This window comes from Gammaproteobacteria bacterium (genome assembly GCA_029882975.1).
Taxonomy (GTDB): Bacteria; Pseudomonadota; Gammaproteobacteria; order SZUA-152; family SZUA-152; genus JAJDNG01.
In genome coordinates this window covers 1-18,890 of record JAOUJW010000003.1, presented here as the reverse complement: position 1 = coordinate 18,890, position 18,890 = coordinate 1, and the positions used below count along the sequence as shown (strand labels likewise).

Annotated in this window: 15 protein-coding genes; 7 read left to right on the top strand and 8 right to left on the bottom strand. The window is 49.4% G+C overall.

Annotated elements, in window-relative coordinates; genetic code table 11:
• Nucleotides 1-219: 219 nt before the first annotated feature.
• Nucleotides 220-3,456, top strand: a complete 3,237-nt coding sequence (locus tag OEY58_03020) for a c-type cytochrome (GenBank protein MDH5324410.1) — start codon at nucleotides 220-222, stop codon at nucleotides 3,454-3,456.
• 428 nt (nucleotides 3,457-3,884) lie between these two features.
• On the opposite strand, the gene OEY58_03015 is transcribed toward OEY58_03020, so the two are convergent.
• The 3 genes from OEY58_03015 to OEY58_03005 form a co-directional block, all read right to left on the bottom strand.
• The gene (locus OEY58_03015) at nucleotides 3,885-4,931 is read right to left on the bottom strand and encodes a hypothetical protein (protein ID MDH5324409.1); all 1,047 of its coding nucleotides are present in this window, start codon (nucleotides 4,929-4,931) and stop codon (nucleotides 3,885-3,887) included.
• An 89-nt stretch (nucleotides 4,932-5,020) separates the two neighbouring features.
• Nucleotides 5,021-5,941 carry an ROK family protein gene (locus OEY58_03010; protein ID MDH5324408.1) on the bottom strand — a complete coding sequence of 307 codons (921 nt, stop codon included), beginning with the start codon at nucleotides 5,939-5,941 and terminating at the stop codon, nucleotides 5,021-5,023.
• A 24-nt stretch (nucleotides 5,942-5,965) separates the two neighbouring features.
• Entirely contained in the window at nucleotides 5,966-6,187 is a 222-nt protein-coding gene (locus OEY58_03005; protein MDH5324407.1) for a DUF2835 domain-containing protein, read from the bottom strand.
• Between the two features lie 74 nt (nucleotides 6,188-6,261).
• On the opposite strand from OEY58_03005, the gene ampD reads away from it, so the two are divergent.
• The 4 genes from ampD to OEY58_02985 all read left to right on the top strand — a co-directional run bounded on the left by ampD (nucleotide 6,262) and on the right by OEY58_02985 (nucleotide 9,298).
• The gene (gene ampD / locus OEY58_03000; protein MDH5324406.1) at nucleotides 6,262-6,813 is read left to right on the top strand and encodes a 1,6-anhydro-N-acetylmuramyl-L-alanine amidase AmpD; all 552 of its coding nucleotides are present in this window, start codon (nucleotides 6,262-6,264) and stop codon (nucleotides 6,811-6,813) included.
• A gap of 160 nt (nucleotides 6,814-6,973) precedes the next feature.
• Nucleotides 6,974-7,837, top strand: coding sequence for a regulatory signaling modulator protein AmpE (ampE, locus tag OEY58_02995; GenBank protein ID MDH5324405.1), 864 nt, complete (start codon nucleotides 6,974-6,976; stop codon nucleotides 7,835-7,837).
• Nucleotides 7,838-7,859: 22 nt separating this feature from the next.
• The gene (locus OEY58_02990; protein ID MDH5324404.1) at nucleotides 7,860-8,903 is read left to right on the top strand and encodes a DUF3187 family protein; all 1,044 of its coding nucleotides are present in this window, start codon (nucleotides 7,860-7,862) and stop codon (nucleotides 8,901-8,903) included.
• Nucleotides 8,900-9,298, top strand: coding sequence for a hypothetical protein (locus OEY58_02985; protein ID MDH5324403.1), 399 nt, complete (start codon nucleotides 8,900-8,902; stop codon nucleotides 9,296-9,298). The genes OEY58_02990 and OEY58_02985 overlap by 4 nt, the downstream gene beginning before the upstream one ends.
• Nucleotides 9,299-9,379: 81 nt before the next feature.
• Here OEY58_02985 and argH read toward each other — a convergent pair whose 3' ends face one another.
• Nucleotides 9,380-10,777 (bottom strand): argininosuccinate lyase, encoded by a 1,398-nt coding sequence (gene argH, locus OEY58_02980; protein ID MDH5324402.1) that lies wholly within the window; start codon nucleotides 10,775-10,777, stop codon nucleotides 9,380-9,382.
• 149 nt (nucleotides 10,778-10,926) lie between these two features.
• On the opposite strand from argH, the gene OEY58_02975 reads away from it, so the two are divergent.
• Together OEY58_02975 and OEY58_02970 are read left to right on the top strand one after the other, a co-directional pair.
• Nucleotides 10,927-12,012, top strand: coding sequence for a histidine kinase (locus OEY58_02975; protein MDH5324401.1), 1,086 nt, complete (start codon nucleotides 10,927-10,929; stop codon nucleotides 12,010-12,012).
• Nucleotide 12,013: 1 nt separating this feature from the next.
• Nucleotides 12,014-12,754 carry a LytTR family DNA-binding domain-containing protein gene (locus OEY58_02970; protein ID MDH5324400.1) on the top strand — a complete coding sequence of 247 codons (741 nt, stop codon included), beginning with the start codon at nucleotides 12,014-12,016 and terminating at the stop codon, nucleotides 12,752-12,754.
• Nucleotides 12,755-12,775: 21 nt separating this feature from the next.
• On the opposite strand, the gene OEY58_02965 is transcribed toward OEY58_02970, so the two are convergent.
• From OEY58_02965 to OEY58_02950, 4 genes are all read right to left on the bottom strand, one after another.
• Nucleotides 12,776-13,264: a thioredoxin fold domain-containing protein gene (locus OEY58_02965; GenBank protein ID MDH5324399.1), complete on the bottom strand. Its 489-nt coding sequence runs from the start codon at nucleotides 13,262-13,264 to the stop codon at nucleotides 12,776-12,778.
• Nucleotides 13,265-13,567: 303 nt separating this feature from the next.
• Nucleotides 13,568-15,580, bottom strand: a complete 2,013-nt coding sequence (gene rep / locus OEY58_02960; protein ID MDH5324398.1) for a DNA helicase Rep — start codon at nucleotides 15,578-15,580, stop codon at nucleotides 13,568-13,570.
• A gap of 111 nt (nucleotides 15,581-15,691) precedes the next feature.
• Nucleotides 15,692-17,794, bottom strand: coding sequence for an EAL domain-containing protein (locus OEY58_02955; protein ID MDH5324397.1), 2,103 nt, complete (start codon nucleotides 17,792-17,794; stop codon nucleotides 15,692-15,694).
• A 278-nt stretch (nucleotides 17,795-18,072) separates the two neighbouring features.
• A partial coding sequence (locus OEY58_02950; protein ID MDH5324396.1) for a hypothetical protein occupies nucleotides 18,073-18,890 on the bottom strand: 818 nt, incomplete at its 5' end.

Here is an 18,890-nt window from a genome sequence, read left to right as displayed (position 1 = left end):
CTACATAAGTGCGAAAAATTATTCCCTTTTGTCTCCTTTTTTAATATTTTGTTAAGTCTGGAGCTTGTATAAATGGAATTAGGAAATGAGGGGGGGCGATCAATACAGGCCGGGAATGGTGTGTAAACATGTTGTAGTACCCCCATACTCCCGCATCCGCTGAAAAATTAAAAAAGTGGAGCGGGCATCGACAAAAACACAATACTTCGGGGGTTAAAAATGTTTAATCAACTAGTCTCTTGCTGCTCGAGCAAACGATCGGCAGCGGCTTTGTTACTATTGGGAACCCTATTATTGCAGGCCTGTGAGCAAGATGTAGGCAACTCCAATCCGGCCGGTGGTAATATCGGCACACCTATTGGAGATAATAGCTGCAGTACGGATTCCCGTCTCATGTCCATCGTCAGCAGCATCAATTCTGTGGACCCTTGGGACGGTGGTCTCCTCTATGACAACTGGTGGATAGCCGGTGGCAAGACAGCGCCTCGCGGTAATCATCCGGTTTGGGCCAGCCGCACTGCAAACCCAAACAATGCACAACAAGGTTCTGCCACTTGGCGCTGTAAAGAGTGTCATGGTTGGGATTACCAAGGCGTGAATGGTGCCTACGGTGACACCAACGGCACTCACTATACCGGGTTTCCGGGTATCTATAACGCCCGATTAAAAACGAACACCGAAGTCTTTTGCGCTATTTACAGTGGCGAAGGCATTAACGCCCAACACCGGTTTGCAAACACCTTGAGTGATACAGAAATATTGCAGCTGACCCGGTTTATCACTGCAAACGACAATACAGGTGTAATTAACACCACAAATACCTTTGTAACCAGAGCAGGCCAGCCACTAGGCAACGTCAACGCCGGCAGCACCGTTTACGGCAGCACCGTAGCGGACTGTGTCCGTTGTCATGGCGTCAATGGCGAACTGAGAGTAGGAGGCAGCACTCTGGGTCAATTATCAACGGAAAATCCCTGGGAAGTGATTCATAAAATCCGCTATGGTCATCCGGGATCCAATCCCATTATGCCCGCCTATGTCACCAGCTATAGGGATGTGGGTAACAGAATCAGAAATCCATTGACTAACCAGCAAATCAGTGACGTACTGGCCTATGCCGCATCACTGGATCCGGGCACCGGAAATCAAGGTGCATGTGCCGTTAATAACCAAAATTTTGTCAACAACAATTACAACCAAGCCTCTGAAATAAACGGCGGCAAACTGTATGACAATTGGGCAGTTACACGAAACACCACCACTCCAACGTCTAACCACCCCCTGTGGATTACCAGATCCAGCACCATCAACACTCGTACCGGTGCGGAGACCTGGCGCTGTAAGGAATGCCACGGCTGGGATTATAAAGGTGTTGATGGCGCCTATGGCGATCGTACCAATAGCCATTACACGGGCTTTCAAGGCATTTTGGGAACTCGCAACCGTAGCGCTGTGGACTTATTCTGCGCCATCCGCGACGGTGAGGGCGTGAAAACCAATGGAGCCACATTGGACTCACGCCATGCGTTCAACACCACCAATTTGTCTGACTTTGACATCCTGGACATCGTGCGCTTCATTCGCGAACCGGATGTCATCGATGGCAACGGCATGGTGAACATGAGTTCCTTTATCAGCGATACCAGCAGACTGGCTCTGGGCGACAGAAATCTGGGCCGATCCGTGTACGAGACCAAGGCTAATTGCGACGCCTGCCATGGTCTTGAGGGCAATTTGAGCATGGGTACCACCACTCTGGGGGCGCTGTCTTCAAGCAATCCGTGGGAAGTATTGCACAAAATCCGTTATGGCCACCCGGGCTCCAGTCCGGTTATGCCCGCCTTTATTGAGGATGGCTTACGCGGCACCTATAACGAACTCACCGACGCCGATATGAAAAATGTGTTGGCTCATTCCCAAACCTTGACCGGCAACGTGGGAACACAACCCATTGATCGCAACACCTGTCTGACGGACAAAGCCGGCCTGGTGTCTCGGGACTACAACAGAGAAACCGCAACCCAGGGCGGCGCTTTGTACGACAAATGGTGGACAGCCTTGGGTTACAACAACGGCCCCACCACGGATCATCCTCTGTGGGCACAACAAAGAACCAACAACCGTTTTGGCGCTGACACCTGGCGTTGTAAGGAATGCCACGGTTGGGATTACAAGGGCCGTGACGGTGCTTATGGGGATCGGACTAACAGTCATTACACGGGCTTCCCCGGCATCCGAAGCGCACTGGGCAAACAACCCATTGATGTGTTCTGCTCCATTTACGCCGGTACTCCCAACGATGCCGATCACCAGTTCAATCCAAGTAACTCCAACCTGACCGATCAAGCGGTGTTACAGTTAACTAAGTTTGTCCTGGAAGGCGACAACAAGGGTCAAATTGATATGGACCAATACATTGACCCAACCGGCAGTGTAACGGGCGATCCGAACCGCGGCCGAACGGAATATGGAAACAACTGTACTCGATGTCACGGTACGGACGGTACTCTATACCTCAACAACATCACCCTGGGTGCTTTGGGTAACGACAACCCCTGGGAAGTGTTGCATAAAATTCGTTATGGACACCCGGGCTCCAACCCCACCATGCCGGCATTTGTGGATGAGGGCCTCAGTCGCAACGTCATGCGCGACATCCTGGTCCACGTTCGCACATTAACCCAAACAGGCGGCACTCCGATTGGCGATGTGCAGGACGATGTGATACTCGGCGGCTTGCTGTATGACAACTGGATTCTGCAAACCGAAGCCAGTACACCACGCAACGACAACCCGCTTTGGGCCTTACAAAACTCCAATACCCGCACCGGAGCGGACACCTGGCGTTGTAAGGAGTGTCACGGCTGGGATTACGAAGGTAACGCCGGTCAATATGACCTGACCAGTGACCACTATACCGGCTTTAAAGGTCTTCTGGATGTGGCTTTGTCTACGCGGTCCGAAGATTCCATATTTAACTACATTAAAAATGGAAAGGACTACAGCGGCACCGTGATGCACAATTTTGGTACCGTACTGAGCGATGCCTCCATACGAGCACTGGCCAGATTCATCAAAGGCGGTATAAACGGAATGATTGATACCAAGCTTTATATCGATGAAAACACCGGTGCTCCCATTAATGGCAACGCTACAACTGGACAGACATTGTTCACATTCGACGGTCAGTTTGCCGGTAAAGCTAACTGCTCCTTGTGTCATGGCCTGGACGGGCGTCAGATCAATTTCGGAACCAACAACAATCCGGAGTATCTGGCCGATGTGGGCATTAATAATCCCTGGGAAGTATTGCATAAAGCCCGATTCGGACAACCGGGCTCCATTATGCCTTCCACTATTGTTAATGGCTTAAGCACTCGTAATGTTGTGGATATTATCACTCACATCCAAACATTGGATCCCACACCACCGCCGCGAAACAATAATGACGATTAAATCGTCCTGATACGGCAGTTAAAAAAACCCCGGTGATTTCACCGGGGTTTTTTTATGGTTAAACGAAAAAAATTTGGGCCCACAACGTAGGAACCGGTGCCCAAGGCTTAACGACGAAACCCATACTCCAGGGTAAAAAACTGTGGCTTTAAGCCGGTCAGGGGTTCTCGCAGATTTTCCACTTCGGACTCAGGCCCCGTGTACTTCCAGCGAGGTAATCTCCGCTATGTTTAAGGCCCGGTCAGGCAAGGTGCCCACATTATCCAATGTGCTCGGCCGTCCATGGGTCCAGCAAGTACCCTGTCGCCATCGTCAATCCTTTATTTTTGCTGTGAGTGAAAACAGACCGACCCGACGAATGCCGAGTCGGTATGGACTTTAGGTATTACCGTACCGTCACCTTAACCACAAGAAAACAACCGGAATGATTACATGCCATAGTTTACGATCTGAAAGCTGTCCACGTGCTGCGTGGTTTTCGGATCAAACAACACATTCAAACGGGCGTGTAACACCTGGAAGCCGGCGTCATTCACTACACCCGTTGTAGCAAACACGGGACCGGTATCGGTGCTTTTCACCACTTCGGCGCTGACCCAGTTATCCGCGCTGCTCAATTTAACCACTTTATTGGTTTGTAAATTGGCGATTAACATCAGGGAACCGTCCGCTGCCCAGGCCAAACCATCGGCTCCGGGGAAAGTTTCTTTGAGACTGACTTGAGTAAACTTATCCGGTTCATTGAGCGGGACTTTAAACAACAGACCCTCGTTGTACTTGGTCACCAATAGATAACCGTCCTTGTGGACGATACCATTGAGATTAAATCCTTCCCCCTTAAAGCGCTCATGGTTCAATAGAATGGATTCGTTCAAACCCGCATCCACTTTATAAATAATGGGGGAAAAACTATCGGTCACATACACATTGCCATTGGCGTCCACGGCAATGTCATTACAAAAATGACCGCCTTCTGCCTGCTTACCCAAGTCGATATATTTCATCAATTTGCCGGTGGATAATCGAAAAACACCCAAACCCGCCAACTTGCCTTTAGTGGCCTCTTTGGTTTGGACGCCGGCGCCGGGATCTGAGTTACACACCATAAACCGATCGCGGGTTGCATCCACACGAATACCGATGGCAGAGACAAAATTGGGATCCTTGGCAAATTCCGTATAGGTTCCATCCATGGCCACGGTGCCTACTATCCCTTCGCGCAACGAGGTCACCAAAAAACGCTTATTGGCCGCATCATATTCCACTCCCTCGGGGTATAACGCCTGGCGCGTAAACGAGAGTGCCTGCGGTGTCGGTTGGCTCGCGGCTGCGGCCTGGGGTTCTGCGGTTGTTGGTTCCGAACCGGCCTGAGCCATGTCTTTGCTTGTGTCCTGCTTGTCACCACAAGCGCTCAACAAAAGTAAAAGACTGAAACTCCATAACAAAATAGGCTGTCTAGCAAACATTGCGGACATTATAAACATTCTCCTTTTTTTGAACTCATTAATAATAGTTCAGGATACCTACTTGCTCCAGGCAGACCCTGCACAGAAAACAACCAACCTTACCCCCACAACCAAGCCGCTCCGCGAACTCCGCTGGAATCACCATGGATCGGAGCTTTAAGTACGGTCGCAACCACATCGGAAAACACATACTCCCCCCACAGCAAGGGCACCCGGGTATACAACCGTTCAATATTGGACATACCTCCACCGAGCACAATCACATCAGGATCGACAACGTTAATAACGGATGCCAATGCTTTAGCCAAGCGTCGTTCATAATCTTGCAGTACCGTCTCAGCCAACTCATCACCGTCTGCCGCCTGCGCTACTATCCCATGGGCACTGAGCGCGGTACCGGTGACGTGACGGTATTGCGCCTGCATGCCTGGCCCCGACAGGAAAGTTTCGATACAGCCCTGCTTGCCGCAATAGCACGACGGCCCCGGCTGCTCATCCGGCCCCGGCCAGGGCAGAGGGTTATGCCCCCACTCTCCGGCAATCAGATTGCAACCACGAACTACCTGACCATTAACTACCAGCCCCCCACCCGTGCCAGTGCCCATAATAACGCCAAACACCACAGACGCACCCTTGGCCGCACCGTCAGTGGCCTCCGACAAGACAAAACAATTGGCATCGTTTTCAAGCCGAACCGGTCGCTGTAAATGTAATTGGATATCCCGCTTTAAGGCTCGCCCGTTTAACCAGGTTGAGTTGGAATTTTTCATAAGACCGCTGTCTTTAGAGACTGCACCGGGCGTGCCTATACCCACTAAGCTGTGTTCTTGTGTCAGCCCCAGCTTGGCTTCCACACCGCGAACCAAATTCACCACGTTTTTTACCGTTGCCTCATAATCCCCTTGAGGTGACGCCACCCGCTTACGAGTAAGCATTTCCCCGTCGGGCGACAAGGCGATAATCTCTGTTTTAGTACCGCCCAAATCCACTCCGATTCGCACCGGCTGTTGTTTGCTCATATTCATCCGTTTAAACCGGAGTCTCTAGGACAATTTTTCCAGACTCTGTAGTTTGTTGTTATTATCGGTTACTAAGCGAAAATAGCCTTCGATACCACTATGACTGACAAAGGGTCTTAGCGCTACTAAAGGAATTTGCAGGCTTAATCCATTATCACTTTGGACAACCACATTTTTCACCCGACCACGATAATAGTGAAGCAACTGCTCCGAGGTTAAAACCATGGAAAAGTGATGAGTTTTCAATCAAACCCCTCCCACGTCGACTGTGTTGACTTTACTCCGCCCACCGTTCCCGTTACTGTACACAGCTTATGATCATTGATGCAAACAAGGGTTTACTGGACCAGGCCAGACAGGTCGTTTCACCCAACTGGGATGAACGTCCTGCGGAATCGGCCATCGATTTAATTGTCATTCATAACATCAGCCTGCCTCCCGACGAGTTTGGCGGGCCCTGGATCGATGCTTTGTTTTGCAATCAGCTGGACCCCGCCGCCCATCCTTTTTTTGAACAAATCCACCAGGTCAAGGTTTCCGCTCATGCCCTCATACGCCGTGATGGCGAGATTGTACAGTATGTACCGTTTCACAAACGAGCCTGGCATGCGGGTTTATCGGTTTACCAGGGAAGGGAGCGCTGCAACGATTTCTCCATCGGCATCGAGCTGGAGGGCAGCGATCATGTCGCCTTTGAATCAGTCCAATACGAACAGCTGACGGCTTTGGTCAAAGCGCTGCTCAACGCCTACCCCAGCCTAACGCCGCAACACATTACCGGCCATAGCGATATCGCGCCGCAGCGCAAAACCGACCCGGGTCCGTTTTTTGATTGGGGAAAATTTCATGCTTTGCTGGCTCAGTCCCCGTAGAAATCGCTCACACTTTACACAAAAAGTTAAGGTGTCATAACTTACCTTAAGTCTTACCAAAACAGCGGAGAATGGTATACTGCGCAACAAATCTACGGTTTCGGCCCGGCCAGCTTGTTAGAATCAGGCACGTGTTAATTATAGGAGTCTCATCCCCCTCATGGCATTGCTCGTTATCTTGATTAGTATTGGCATAGAAAAATTCCTGGAAGGCGTGGAAAATCTGCGCAACTACTCCTGGTTTCTTAAGCTCGCCCCGCGGATTCAGAAACCCCTGAAGCCCCATATTAAAGACCCCACCGCCCTGGTAGTACTCACCTTTCTACTACCGCTACTGTTGGTCGCCATTGCCTACCAATATCTAAGCCATGTTCACATACTGCTAGGCTATTTGTTTAATATCCTGGTGCTGGTTTATTGCATGGGCCCCAAAAGCTTGTTGGACAAAATTCAAAAATTCCTGGAAGCCCACGAGCGCGGTGATCAAATTGAGGCTAAGGAACTGTCACAGGTCATATTGAACGGTTACCCGGTGGAAAACGAATCCGATATGATTAAGATGATTAATAAAACCGCCTTGATCGCCACAAACAATCAGCTGTTGGGCGTGTTTTTCTGGTTTGCCCTGCTAGGCCCCATCGGTGCTTTACTGTATCGATTTAGCGATGTATTACTGCGACATAAAGCCAAAGACAGCGCCTTATCCGAAGAATATATGCAAACATTGCAGCTGCTGTTTACCATCCTCAACTGGATACCCGCGCATCTGACCTCTTTGATCTACGCCCTAACCGGTAGTTTTGTTGACGCCATGCATCAATGGAAAATACACAGGAACTACGACAAGTTTACTCCCGAAGCAGCAAATAACATGCTGGTGGACACGGGCTTTGGCGCCATCCTCATTGAAGCCGACACCAAGATCTTTGATGGCCAAACGGTTCACGATGTTCTGGGGTTATGTCGTCGCTGCATTTTTGTCTGGGTGGTATTGCTGGCCATAGTAACAATAGCGCTCGCCTGAGTCTCTAAGCGCCAAAGTTACCATGAAGCTGCGTTTGGCCACCAATTCGCGCTTGGCAATTGTACTGCCTATAGTCCTGATGAGCTTGCCACCGCATACCGTGCTTGGGGCTGAGAACCCTAAGTTGGAATACCGCAAAAATTCCGTCTATGCCTTGGAAATGCGGAACAACAACCCCCTCTTTTCCATTTATGGCATACCCCGACCGGGCAATGCGCGTCTCGTCCCCGCAGGAAAGCAACAGTATTCACTCACCACCGAGGTCAGCAGTTTCTATGCTATAGAGAAATCTGCTTCGGAACGATTTGAAGCGGATGGTGAGACATACACTTATGTTTTCTCCTGGCGTTACGGCGTCACGCAAAGACTGCAAGTGGGGCTGGATATCCCATACATCCGCTATACCGGAGGTACCCTCGATGGATTTATCAATGAATGGCATGAATTTTTCGATCTGGCCGAAGGTGGCAGAAACGTGGTACCCAACGATCGGCTGTTAATCCGTTATGAGCGCTCGGGTCAGGTGCTATTAAATCACCAAACGGCTTCCCGCGGCATAGGTGATATTAGCATTAATGCCGCCTGGCAAACTCAGCGGTCTCAACATGAAGCCTGGGCCGTGAACTTCAATCTAAACCTGCCCAGTGGTGACAGTCAACAGTTTCAAAGTAACGGTTACACCGATGCCGCCGTATGGATCCAACATCACAATGAGACCTTATTCTATGAACTGACTGCCGGATATTTCTATGGCATAGGACTCAATTATGTCGAGGACAGCGATACTCTACCCCAGTTTCTCAACCACTGGGCCGGTTTTGGCAACTTGGGCGCCGGCGTACATCTCACCCCGAATGTGGTTTTTATCTCTCAGTTGGATATTCATACGCCCCTGTACTCAGGCCCCGAGGTCAATGACTTAAGCGGTTATGGTGTGCAGCTTAGCCTGGGGGGGCGGATCAACACCCATCGCAATGGACAACTTCATCTGAGTGTGGGAGAAGATTTGGTTTTGGACGTGAGTCCTGATGTGACGTTTCACTTGCGCTATGAGTGGCGACTATGACTATCTCTGACTCCCCGCCCCCGGTACTCGCCCACCCTCCCTTTGTTTCCCATGTGGAATGGCGCTGCACGGACTTACAGAAAACAGCGTCTTTCTTCCAAGCGCTATTTGGCTGGCACTTCGATACGTTTGGTGATAACTACATGCTGTACACACCGGGACAAGGCACCTGCGTGGGCTTACTGCAAACTGAACGGGTAGCACCGGGAAATGACTGCCTGGTATTTATCCAGGTACCAAGTATCGCAACAAGTCTGCGCCAGGCTTTAGACCTGGACAGCAAAGTTTTGGTGCCGAAAAAATCCATCCCCAATTACGGCTGGTATGCCCAAATCAGTGATCCGGACCAAAACCCGGTGGGTTTGTTTGAGCCTTTAAACCCCAATGGGGCATAAAACCGTTGTCAGATACCGCAAGTACTTGTGGGCATTTGGCGGAATACACAAGCGATTCCTATCGCTTTTTCTAAAGCTGCCTTAACGTTCCGACAACCAAACTTTGGCCTGTTGAACAGCGGCGGACACCTGGGCCGGAGCTGTACCACCCACATGATTTCGGGCATTCACCGACCCTTCCAGAGTCAAAACTTCAAAAACGTCCTTTTCAATATGGGATCCGAAAGACTGTAATTCTTTCAGACTCATTTCCGCTAAATCCTTACCTTTTTCCACACCGCGCTGTACTGCCTTACCCACAATCTCATGGGCGTCACGAAAGGCAATCCCTTTGCGCACCAGGTAGTCGGCTAAATCCGTGGCGGTGGAAAACCCGCGCCGCGCCGCTTGTTTCATATTGTCTGCTTTCACTTTGAATTGAGGAATCATATCTGCGAACACTCGCAAACTGGCTTTAACGTTATCCACACTGTCGAATAAGGGCTCTTTGTCTTCCTGATTGTCCTTGTTATATGCCAGCGGTTGCCCTTTCATCAGCGTTAACATGGCCACCAGATTGCCATTGATGCGACCGGTTTTGCCTCGCACCAGTTCCGGTACGTCCGGATTCTTTTTTTGCGGCATAATGGAGGAGCCGGTGCAAAAACTGTCCCCCAATTCAATGAAGTCAAATTGCGCTGAACTCCATAAAATAATTTCTTCCGAAAAACGCGAAAGGTGCGTCATGATCAAAGCGCTTGCCGCGAGGAATTCTATAACAAAATCCCGGTCACTTACCGCATCCAGGGAATTCTGTGCCATGGCAGTGAAGCCCAACATATCCTGGGTATAATTTCGATCAATAGGATAACTGGTTCCCGCCAGGGCAGCCGCCCCCAGTGGTAACACATTAACTCGGGAGCGGCAATCCGCCAGGCGTTCCCAATCCCGTTTTAACATCTCATACCATGCCAACAAATGGTGACCAAAAACCACCGGTTGCGCGGTTTGTAAATGGGTAAAGCCGGGCATGATGGTCTTTGTGTGTTGCTCCGCCAGAGACACTAAGTTTTCCTGCAGACGTAACAACTCTTCTTGAATCAGGTCGATTTCCTCGCGCAAATACAGACGCACATCCGTAGCCACCTGGTCATTTCTCGACCTGCCGGTATGGAGTTTCTTGCCCACATCACCAATGCGTTCAATCAAGCGAGCTTCGATATTCATATGCACGTCTTCCAGGGAGACCTTCCATTCAAATTCACCCCGTTCAATCTCATCCTTGATTTGCTGCAACCCCTCAACAATGGCTTCCAACTCTTCACTACTCAGTACACCCACTTTTGCCAGCATTCGGGCATGCGCAGTGGAACCGGCAATATCATGAGCATACAGACGTTTGTCAAATTCTACCGATGCGGTAAACGCCTCAACAAAAACGTCGGTGGGCTCGGTAAAGCGGCCACCCCAAGGCTTTATTGTGGAGTCATCTTTTTTCATCTAATGTACCTATTAAACTTGGAATTGATTCAGGTTTTGGCGCAGTATAGTCGATATTAGCCATGACTTGCGATATTTTGCGGCACACTTGCCGTCTTTTACGACACACTTGCCAGTTTTTGCAACAATAGGGAAACCCACACAGCCTAATGTCGAACAAAAATCAGCTTAATGCGGTTCCAGGTGAAACGGCAGAAAACACCAACAAGGGAGACGATTTTTTCCTGCCGGACTTCTGTGATGTGCGAATGGTTTTCGCCGTGGTGGTCATCGGTGAATTGCTGGCCATTGTACTTTCTTTGGCCCCGACCCAACGCAGCGCCCAACGCTGGGAAGACCTTGGAATAATATCTCTTTTTATTCAATGGGTTGCATTGATCAGCGCAGCGGTCTTGTGCCTCGCCCGCCCTTGGTTGGCCAAACTCACCGACACTAAAGCCGCCACCGCCTCATATGTATTGTTACTCACTACAACCACTCTGGTGAGTCAGGCGACCTACTACACCATCCAATCGCTCATCAGCCATCCGGTAAAAGGCAGCTGGTACACGGACTTCCTTCTTAGCAGTCTCGGTATCAGCGCCATCGTGTCCGCGGTGGCTTTGCGCTATTTCTATATCCAACATCAGTACATCAGAAATTTACAAGCCAAGTCTCAGGCACGTATCCAGGCCCTGCAATCCAGAATCCGTCCACATTTTCTTTTTAACAGCCTCAACACCATTGCAAGCCTCGCCAGCACTCAACCGGACCTGGCGGAAGAGGCCACGCTGGACCTGGCGGATTTATTCCGCGGCACTTTGGCCGACAGCAATGAAGTACCTATCAAAGATGAATGGAACCTGGCCCGACGTTATCTGCGCATAGAAAAGCTGCGTCTGGGTAAGCGCTTACAAGTCGAATGGTCGGTGGACACGATTCCCAGCAACGCCCTAATGCCTCAACTCACCATACAACCGTTGGTGGAAAACGCCATCTATCATGGCATAGAACATGTAGAAAACGGGGGTACCATAGTGATTGCCGGAACCATCGAAGACGATTTGATCAGTATTACCATCACCAACCCGGTACCGGCCACAACTGCCATCCAAAGCCGTACCAGCAACAAAATGGCGCAGGAAAACACTCGCCTGCGTTTGCAGGCCAGCTATGGAAAACGCGGCAAACTGGCCGTTAAACTAGAAGGCACCCATTATCAATTAACTTTGAGTTTTCCTTATAAACAATCCTAATATGAATATTCTTATTGCAGATGATGAACCTTTGGCCCGCTCCCGTTTGAAGCGCATTGTGGAAGAAATGGACCACACCATTGTGGGCGAGGCCGCAGATGGCAAGGAGGTACTACTCAAAAGCGGAGAATTGCGACCGGATTTGATTTTTTTGGATATTCGCATGCCGGGAATGGATGGCCTGGAAACGGCCATGCATTTATCCAACTTGGACAACCCGCCTGCCATTATTTTCACCACCGCCTTTAGTGAGCATGCCCTGGCGGCATTTGATGCAGAAGCCGTGGATTATTTACTCAAGCCGATACGCCGGGAACGTCTGGAACAGGCCTTGTCCCGGGTGAGAAAAATTAACCGGGCGCAATTAGTGGAACTGGGTAAGAGTGACGCAACGGACCACTCTCGCACCCACTTAAGCGCACAAATCAGCGGTAATATTAAGTTAGTCCCCATTGAAGACATCTTCTATTTCCAAGCCGACCAGAAATACGTCACCGTACGTTATCGCAACGGGGAGGTCATCATTGACGAATCGCTGAAATCACTGGAAGAGGAATTTGGGGAACGTTTTGTACGCATACACCGCAACGCACTGGTTGCCAAAGCGTTTATGCAGGGGTTGGAGCGAACCGCCGGTGGCAGCTGGGTAATTAAAATGCGAGAAATCGATAATGCTCTGGAAGTGAGCCGTCGTCATATGACCCAAGTGCGGAAAATGTTGAAAGAAGCCAGATTGCGTTAACTGCGACTGAAGTGATCCGATCTAGCGTCGCCGCACCACTTCCAAAGAGCTGCCGATAGCGTCTTCCAAATACGCCGGGAAAAAATCCGTACCCTGATAACCCACCATGCGCGGTACCAGCTGTTTGCCGTGAGCGTTAACAAACTGCAGAGTCGGCGTTACATCCACCCCCTGCTTAAAAGCAAATTCGCCCGCTTCCATCGGCTGACCTGTAAAGTCTTTGATTTTCACCATGCTGTCTATCATGACCTTACGTACAATTATGCGTTGGGTAAATTCACCATTTTTCATCATGGGGTTGAGTACGTCTGCTTCCAGACGTTTACAGTAACCACAATCTTCCGCTGAATACACTAACAGTATGGGTAAGTTTTGAGACTGGGCCGTTCTGGACACCGCTTGTAAATCATCCACCATCGCCAGTGTAACGGCTTCGTGAGCCATCAGCTGGGGAACCTTCAAGGTAAGGGGAATGACACTGAAAATGACAGCAAATACCAATGTTCGCATCTACCACTCCTGAACATTATAAACCGCTTGTTACATCCCATGCCTTATAACGCCATGTTATATAAGCCATTCTTTAAGCGACCGATTTTAATACCTGGAGGAAAACAAATCCGGAACGGCATCACAATCGTAAACTCCCGGCGCAATAACCCGGTTGTCACTATTTCAATCGCCTACGCCGGATGAGACCACCGCAGCAGGGGAAGTTCCAGGGAGCCGTTGAAAGACTCCAGGATGAGCAGACCTAAGAGCAAATGGCTCAATTGACGATTCTGTTCCCATATATGCCATTTACGAAAGTTATCATAGGCTTCCTAAGATATCACGCAAATTACTCAAATGGGCCTGACCGCGCTGTTGACGCTGTTCCGGATCTTCGTTGCCCGATTCCCATTGTACCGTATCCTGTGGCAGTTCATTTAAGAATCGACTGGGCTCCGATGACACCATTTCACCGGCACGTTTGCGTTTTTCTGCATAGCTGAAAGTCAGCTCACGCTGAGCCCGGGTAATGCCCACATAGGCCAAGCGTCGTTCCTCTTCCACATTACCTTCATCAATGCTGCTGTGATGCGGCAACAGTTCCTCTTCCATTCCAATAATATAGACATATGGAAACTCCAGCCCCTTAGCCGCGTGTAAGGTCATCAGATTAATACAATCACGTTCTTGCTCATTTTCCTGACGCTCCAGAATATCCATTAATTGTAATTGTGAAACCACTTTACCCAGATCCTCAGCATCCGGACCGGACATGAGTTTGTCCACCCATTGCAGTAACTCCGCGACGTTTTCCATTTTTCTGTCCGCCGCAGCCTGGTCTCGACTACTGTCGAGCAACCAGGTTTCGAAATCCATTTCCTGGACCAGATCCCGTACCAAAGTGCGTACTTCACCGCGTTCTGCCCTGTGGCTGAACCCACCGATCCAATCGGTAAATGCCCGCAACTTACTCACACTACGTTGTGCCATATGCTGTTCCAGACCCAACTCATAACTGGCATCAAACATACTAATACCACGCTGAGTTGCGTAAGTGGCGAGTTTCTCCAGCGTACCGGGCCCCACTTCCCGCCGGGGTACATTGGCAACGCGCACAAAGGCGTGGTCATCATCATTGTTCACCACCAGGCGAATATAAGACAGGACATCTTTTACTTCTGCGTAGGAGAAAAACGAGGTGCCCCCGGTCAGGGTATAAGGCATTTGATGTTCCCGCAGGTGCCGCTCCAACAGGCGCGATTGATGATTCCCCCGGTACAAAATGGCATAGTCCTTAAACGCCTTACGGCTTTGAAATTTGTGCTGAAGTATTCTTGAAACCACCCGCTGAGCTTCATGCTCCTCATTACGTGCTTTGATGACTCTGATGGTCTCACCAAACCCCAGCTCACTCCACAGCGATTTTTCGAATACATGGGGATTGTTGGCAATCAAATGATTGGCGGCCTTGAGTATACATCCGGTGGACCGGTAATTTTGTTCCAACTTTATCACTTTTAAATCGAAAAAATCCTTTTGTAACAAAGCCAGGTTTTCCGGTTGCGCCCCACGCCAGGCATAAATGGATTGATCATCGTCACCTACCACAGTTAAGGCACCTCGCGCACCCACCAACAATTTCACTAACAGGTATTGGCTGGTATTGGTGTCCTGGTACTCGTCTACCAACAGATAACGAATCCGGTTTTGCCACTTTTCGCGGACGGCCGCATCATTCTGCAGTAATTCCACAGGAATACGAATTAAATCGTCAAAATCTACGGCATTATAGGCCTTCATATGCCGATCATAGACTTCGTACAAACGGGCGGTCGCCGTTAGTTTCACCACCGCATCGCTGCCCGCGGCTTCGGTCAACGCCTGTTGTGGGCTGATCTGGGCATTTTTCCAATGCGAAATATGGCGCTGGTGAAAATCCAGATCGTCATCGCCACCAAACGTTTTGTGCATCAAGTCCTTAAGCAAACTTTGACAGTCCTGGGAATCATAAATAGAGAAACCCGGTTTTAATCCAGCCGCAGCAACTTCCCGGCGTATAATGTTCAACCCAAGAGTATGAAAGGTCGACACACTCAGGCCTTTACCTTCGCCCTTATTCAGCAACTCCCGTACCCGTGATTGCATTTCACGAGCGGCTTTGTTGGTGAAAGTGACTGCGGTAATGTGCCGTGGCGATATGCCGCATTGACGAATCAAGTGCACGATTTTTTGGGTAATAACCCGAGTTTTGCCGCTGCCTGCGCCGGCCAAAACCAAAAGAGGGCTGCCGATATATTGAATCGCCTCGTGCTGGCGTGGATTTAAGTTAACCATATTGTCCGAACTGCTAATATTGACACCAACTCACCCCGGCGTTACCCAAAGTAAAACCTCGGGTAACGCGGCAATCCTGCCGATTACACATCAGGGGAAAAAGGACACACCTTAAACTGTCAGCTCTCGGGATTCAAGCAAAGGCACCACTTCGGCGGCAGGAACCGGGGGGCTGATAAAATGGCCCTGCATCGCATCACATTTGTATTTCCGCAAGAAATCCACTTGGGTTTGCGTTTCCACACCTTCTGCAATGACTTTCAAACCTAATCCATGAGCCAAGGCAATAATGGCTCTGGCGGTGGCTCCGTCACGCTCACGCCCGGCTACATTCATAATAAAGGATCGATCGATGTTTAACATATCGATAGGTAACCGTTGCAAATGATTCATGGAGGAATGCCCTGCCCCGAAATCGTCTATGGCAACCACCGCTCCCATGGCTTTTATCTGGCTCAGGGTTTCGGTGACACTGGTAATATTGCGCATGGCGACATTTTCGGTAATTTCTATAATTAAATGCTGAGGATTAAAGCCTATTTCCAACATAATTTTTTGCATGTGCCTTATCATGTCCTGCTGCGCAAACTGCCGTCCGGACATATTGATGGCCAGATGTAAATCCCCCAGTCCCAGACGCTTCCACTTCAGTATTTGAGTGCATGCGGATTTTAAGAGCCACAAGCCGATGGGGTAAATGAGGCCGGTTTCCTCAGCGATCTTGATAAACTTGGACGGCGGGAGTAATCCAAAGTCCGGATGTTGCCAACGCAATAAGGCTTCCACCGCCACAATATCGCCGCTGTCCAATTGCATCCGAGGTTGGTAATAAACACGTAATTCGTTATTTTTTAACGCATTACGCAGTTTTTGCTCCATATCCAAACGGCGATGGGAGCGATCGTCCATATCATGGCTGTAAAAGCAAAACCGATTACCCCCTAACTCCTTGGCCTTATACATCGCAGCGTCGGCATTAGCCAGGATAGTATTTTTGTCAGCACTATCCAGAGGATAGAGAGTGACACCAATGCTGGCGCTCACCAGTAAATCGTGCCCACGAATATGGTGCATTTTCCCCAGACGGTTGCGCAACTTCGTGACGATTTTTTCCAGTTCGTCTATAGTGCTCAAACCTTCGACCACAATACCGAATTCATCCCCTCCCAAACGGGCAATAACATCCCCTTGGCGCATACTGGATTTTAAGCGTTTAGCCACGGATTTTAGTAACTCGTCACCTACCGCATGCCCCAAGGTATCGTTAACCTGCTTAAAGTTATCCAGATCCAGGAAACACAAAGCCAACAGCTTCTCTTCGCGGTGAGCCATGGCCATGGAATGGGCCAGGCGGTTTTGAAACAAGCTGCGATTGCATAAATCCGTCAAGCCGTCATACAACGCCATGTGCTCAAAAGTGGCCTCGGATTTTTTGCGTTCAGAAATGTCTTGAACTGTGGCCAAAATCGCTATCACAGAACCGTCTACCCCTTCCACCACTTCGCCTTGAGAATGGATATAAATTTTTTTGCCGGTGACATCGATAATGCGGTAATCAATACTGAAAGACTCTTTTTCGTATAACGCGCATTCGATAGCAGACTTCATCATATCGCGGTCACTGATATGAATCAGATTGAGATACCCGTTTAGTGTGTTATCAAATCCTGTAGGACTGATACACAATATTTTCCGTGCCTGTTCCGACAAGGAAAAATTGCTGATATCTACACTGAATTTCCAGTATCCCAACTTAGCCACCCGTTGTGCCTCTTCCAGTTGGCGTTGATTGGTAAACAGTGCATCCTGTTGTTCAATGTTACGCAACACATAACGAATTCGTTGAGACACAAAACCCAGATTGGTGGTTTTATTAATAAAATCAGTAGCACCGGCGTCAAAAGCCCGGCGGATATATTCCAAACCATCCACACCGGTTAACATAAGAATGGGGATTTTTTTAAACGCTTCCATCGCACGAATGGACTGGCAGACGGAAATACCATCCATGCCCGGCATTTTAACATCGAGCAAAACCAGATCGGGTTGATAGCGGGTAATATCAGTCAAAGCAGAAACGCCATCAGGCGATTCATAAACACCAAACCCAGCCGCCTCCAATTCCTTCCGAATTAATAAACGGGCATCACGCTCATCATCCACAACCAGAATTTGAGGGGAATGGCTTTGTTCACGATTGGTTTTTAGATTCATTCTTAGTCGCTCTCAATACCCTGCAAGCGCGCTCATGCCGATAACGGCACGCCCAGCCTCCACTGCCAAAATAATCCAGACTCAATTCCGGAACTGTGCCCTATTACTCAAAACCAAGGCTCACCGATTATTTTAGAACCATTTGCTCAATTATAAAGCATTATTTACAACTTAACGCTTCGCTAAGCAACTGTTTCTTTCATCAGGGAGAATCTTGTTGATTCCTTCAATGACAACCGTCACCGCCGCACTGCCCGCACTTAACTATTTGTAAGACATTAAAGAATGGCCTGATACGCCCGGCAAAACCGTTGCTCCAGAGGTTCGGCAACTTGTGGCGACAACAATCCGCTGTTGTGCCACTGCCGCAGAATTTCTATGGTTTCTTCACCGGAATCATGCAACTCTCCTTGTTTCATTTTTTCCGCCAGCTGCGCAACTTGATATTCCATGCGATCCTGCTTTGCCTCAGCAGGAGAATCAACCCCCGCTAATACTTCCATACGCAAACAAAGGATTTTTTTTGCTTCAGCTATTTCTGACTCCCGTTCATATAGAGTATCACCTGAAATTACGGATGGATCGCTGAATATGCGATTTAACAAATCCGTTACAATAGAATACCGTTGCTGCAAAATTGCAATAAGCCGGGAATCGGACACCATCAATTCCTGCCATCGCGCCTGGCAGTTCGACAAAGTAAGACGACTGTCGTCCCCGACAACACCCGTTACACATGCGTAGACCAGGGATTCCAGTTGCTGACACAGCTGCCACAGTTCCTGTTCACGAGCCTGTTGTTGTTGCACCTGCTGCTGTTGTATTTGCCGAATGCGATTTTGTACCTGTTTTCGTAATTGCTCGTAACGTCGACTCAGCTCAGTCGCTCGCGAGTAACCTTTAGGCAAATGGAGTTCTTGCCAACGTTGCTGCGCTTGCTTCAACTTTTGCTGTAAGGTGCGCTCTGAAAGCTCCGCGGGTACGGGGTGTTCTATATTCGCTGAGGGCTCTTGACTCGCTGAGGGCTCTTGACTCGCTGAGGGCTCTTGACTCGCTGAGGGCTCTTGACTCGCTGAGGGCTCTTGACTCGCTGAGG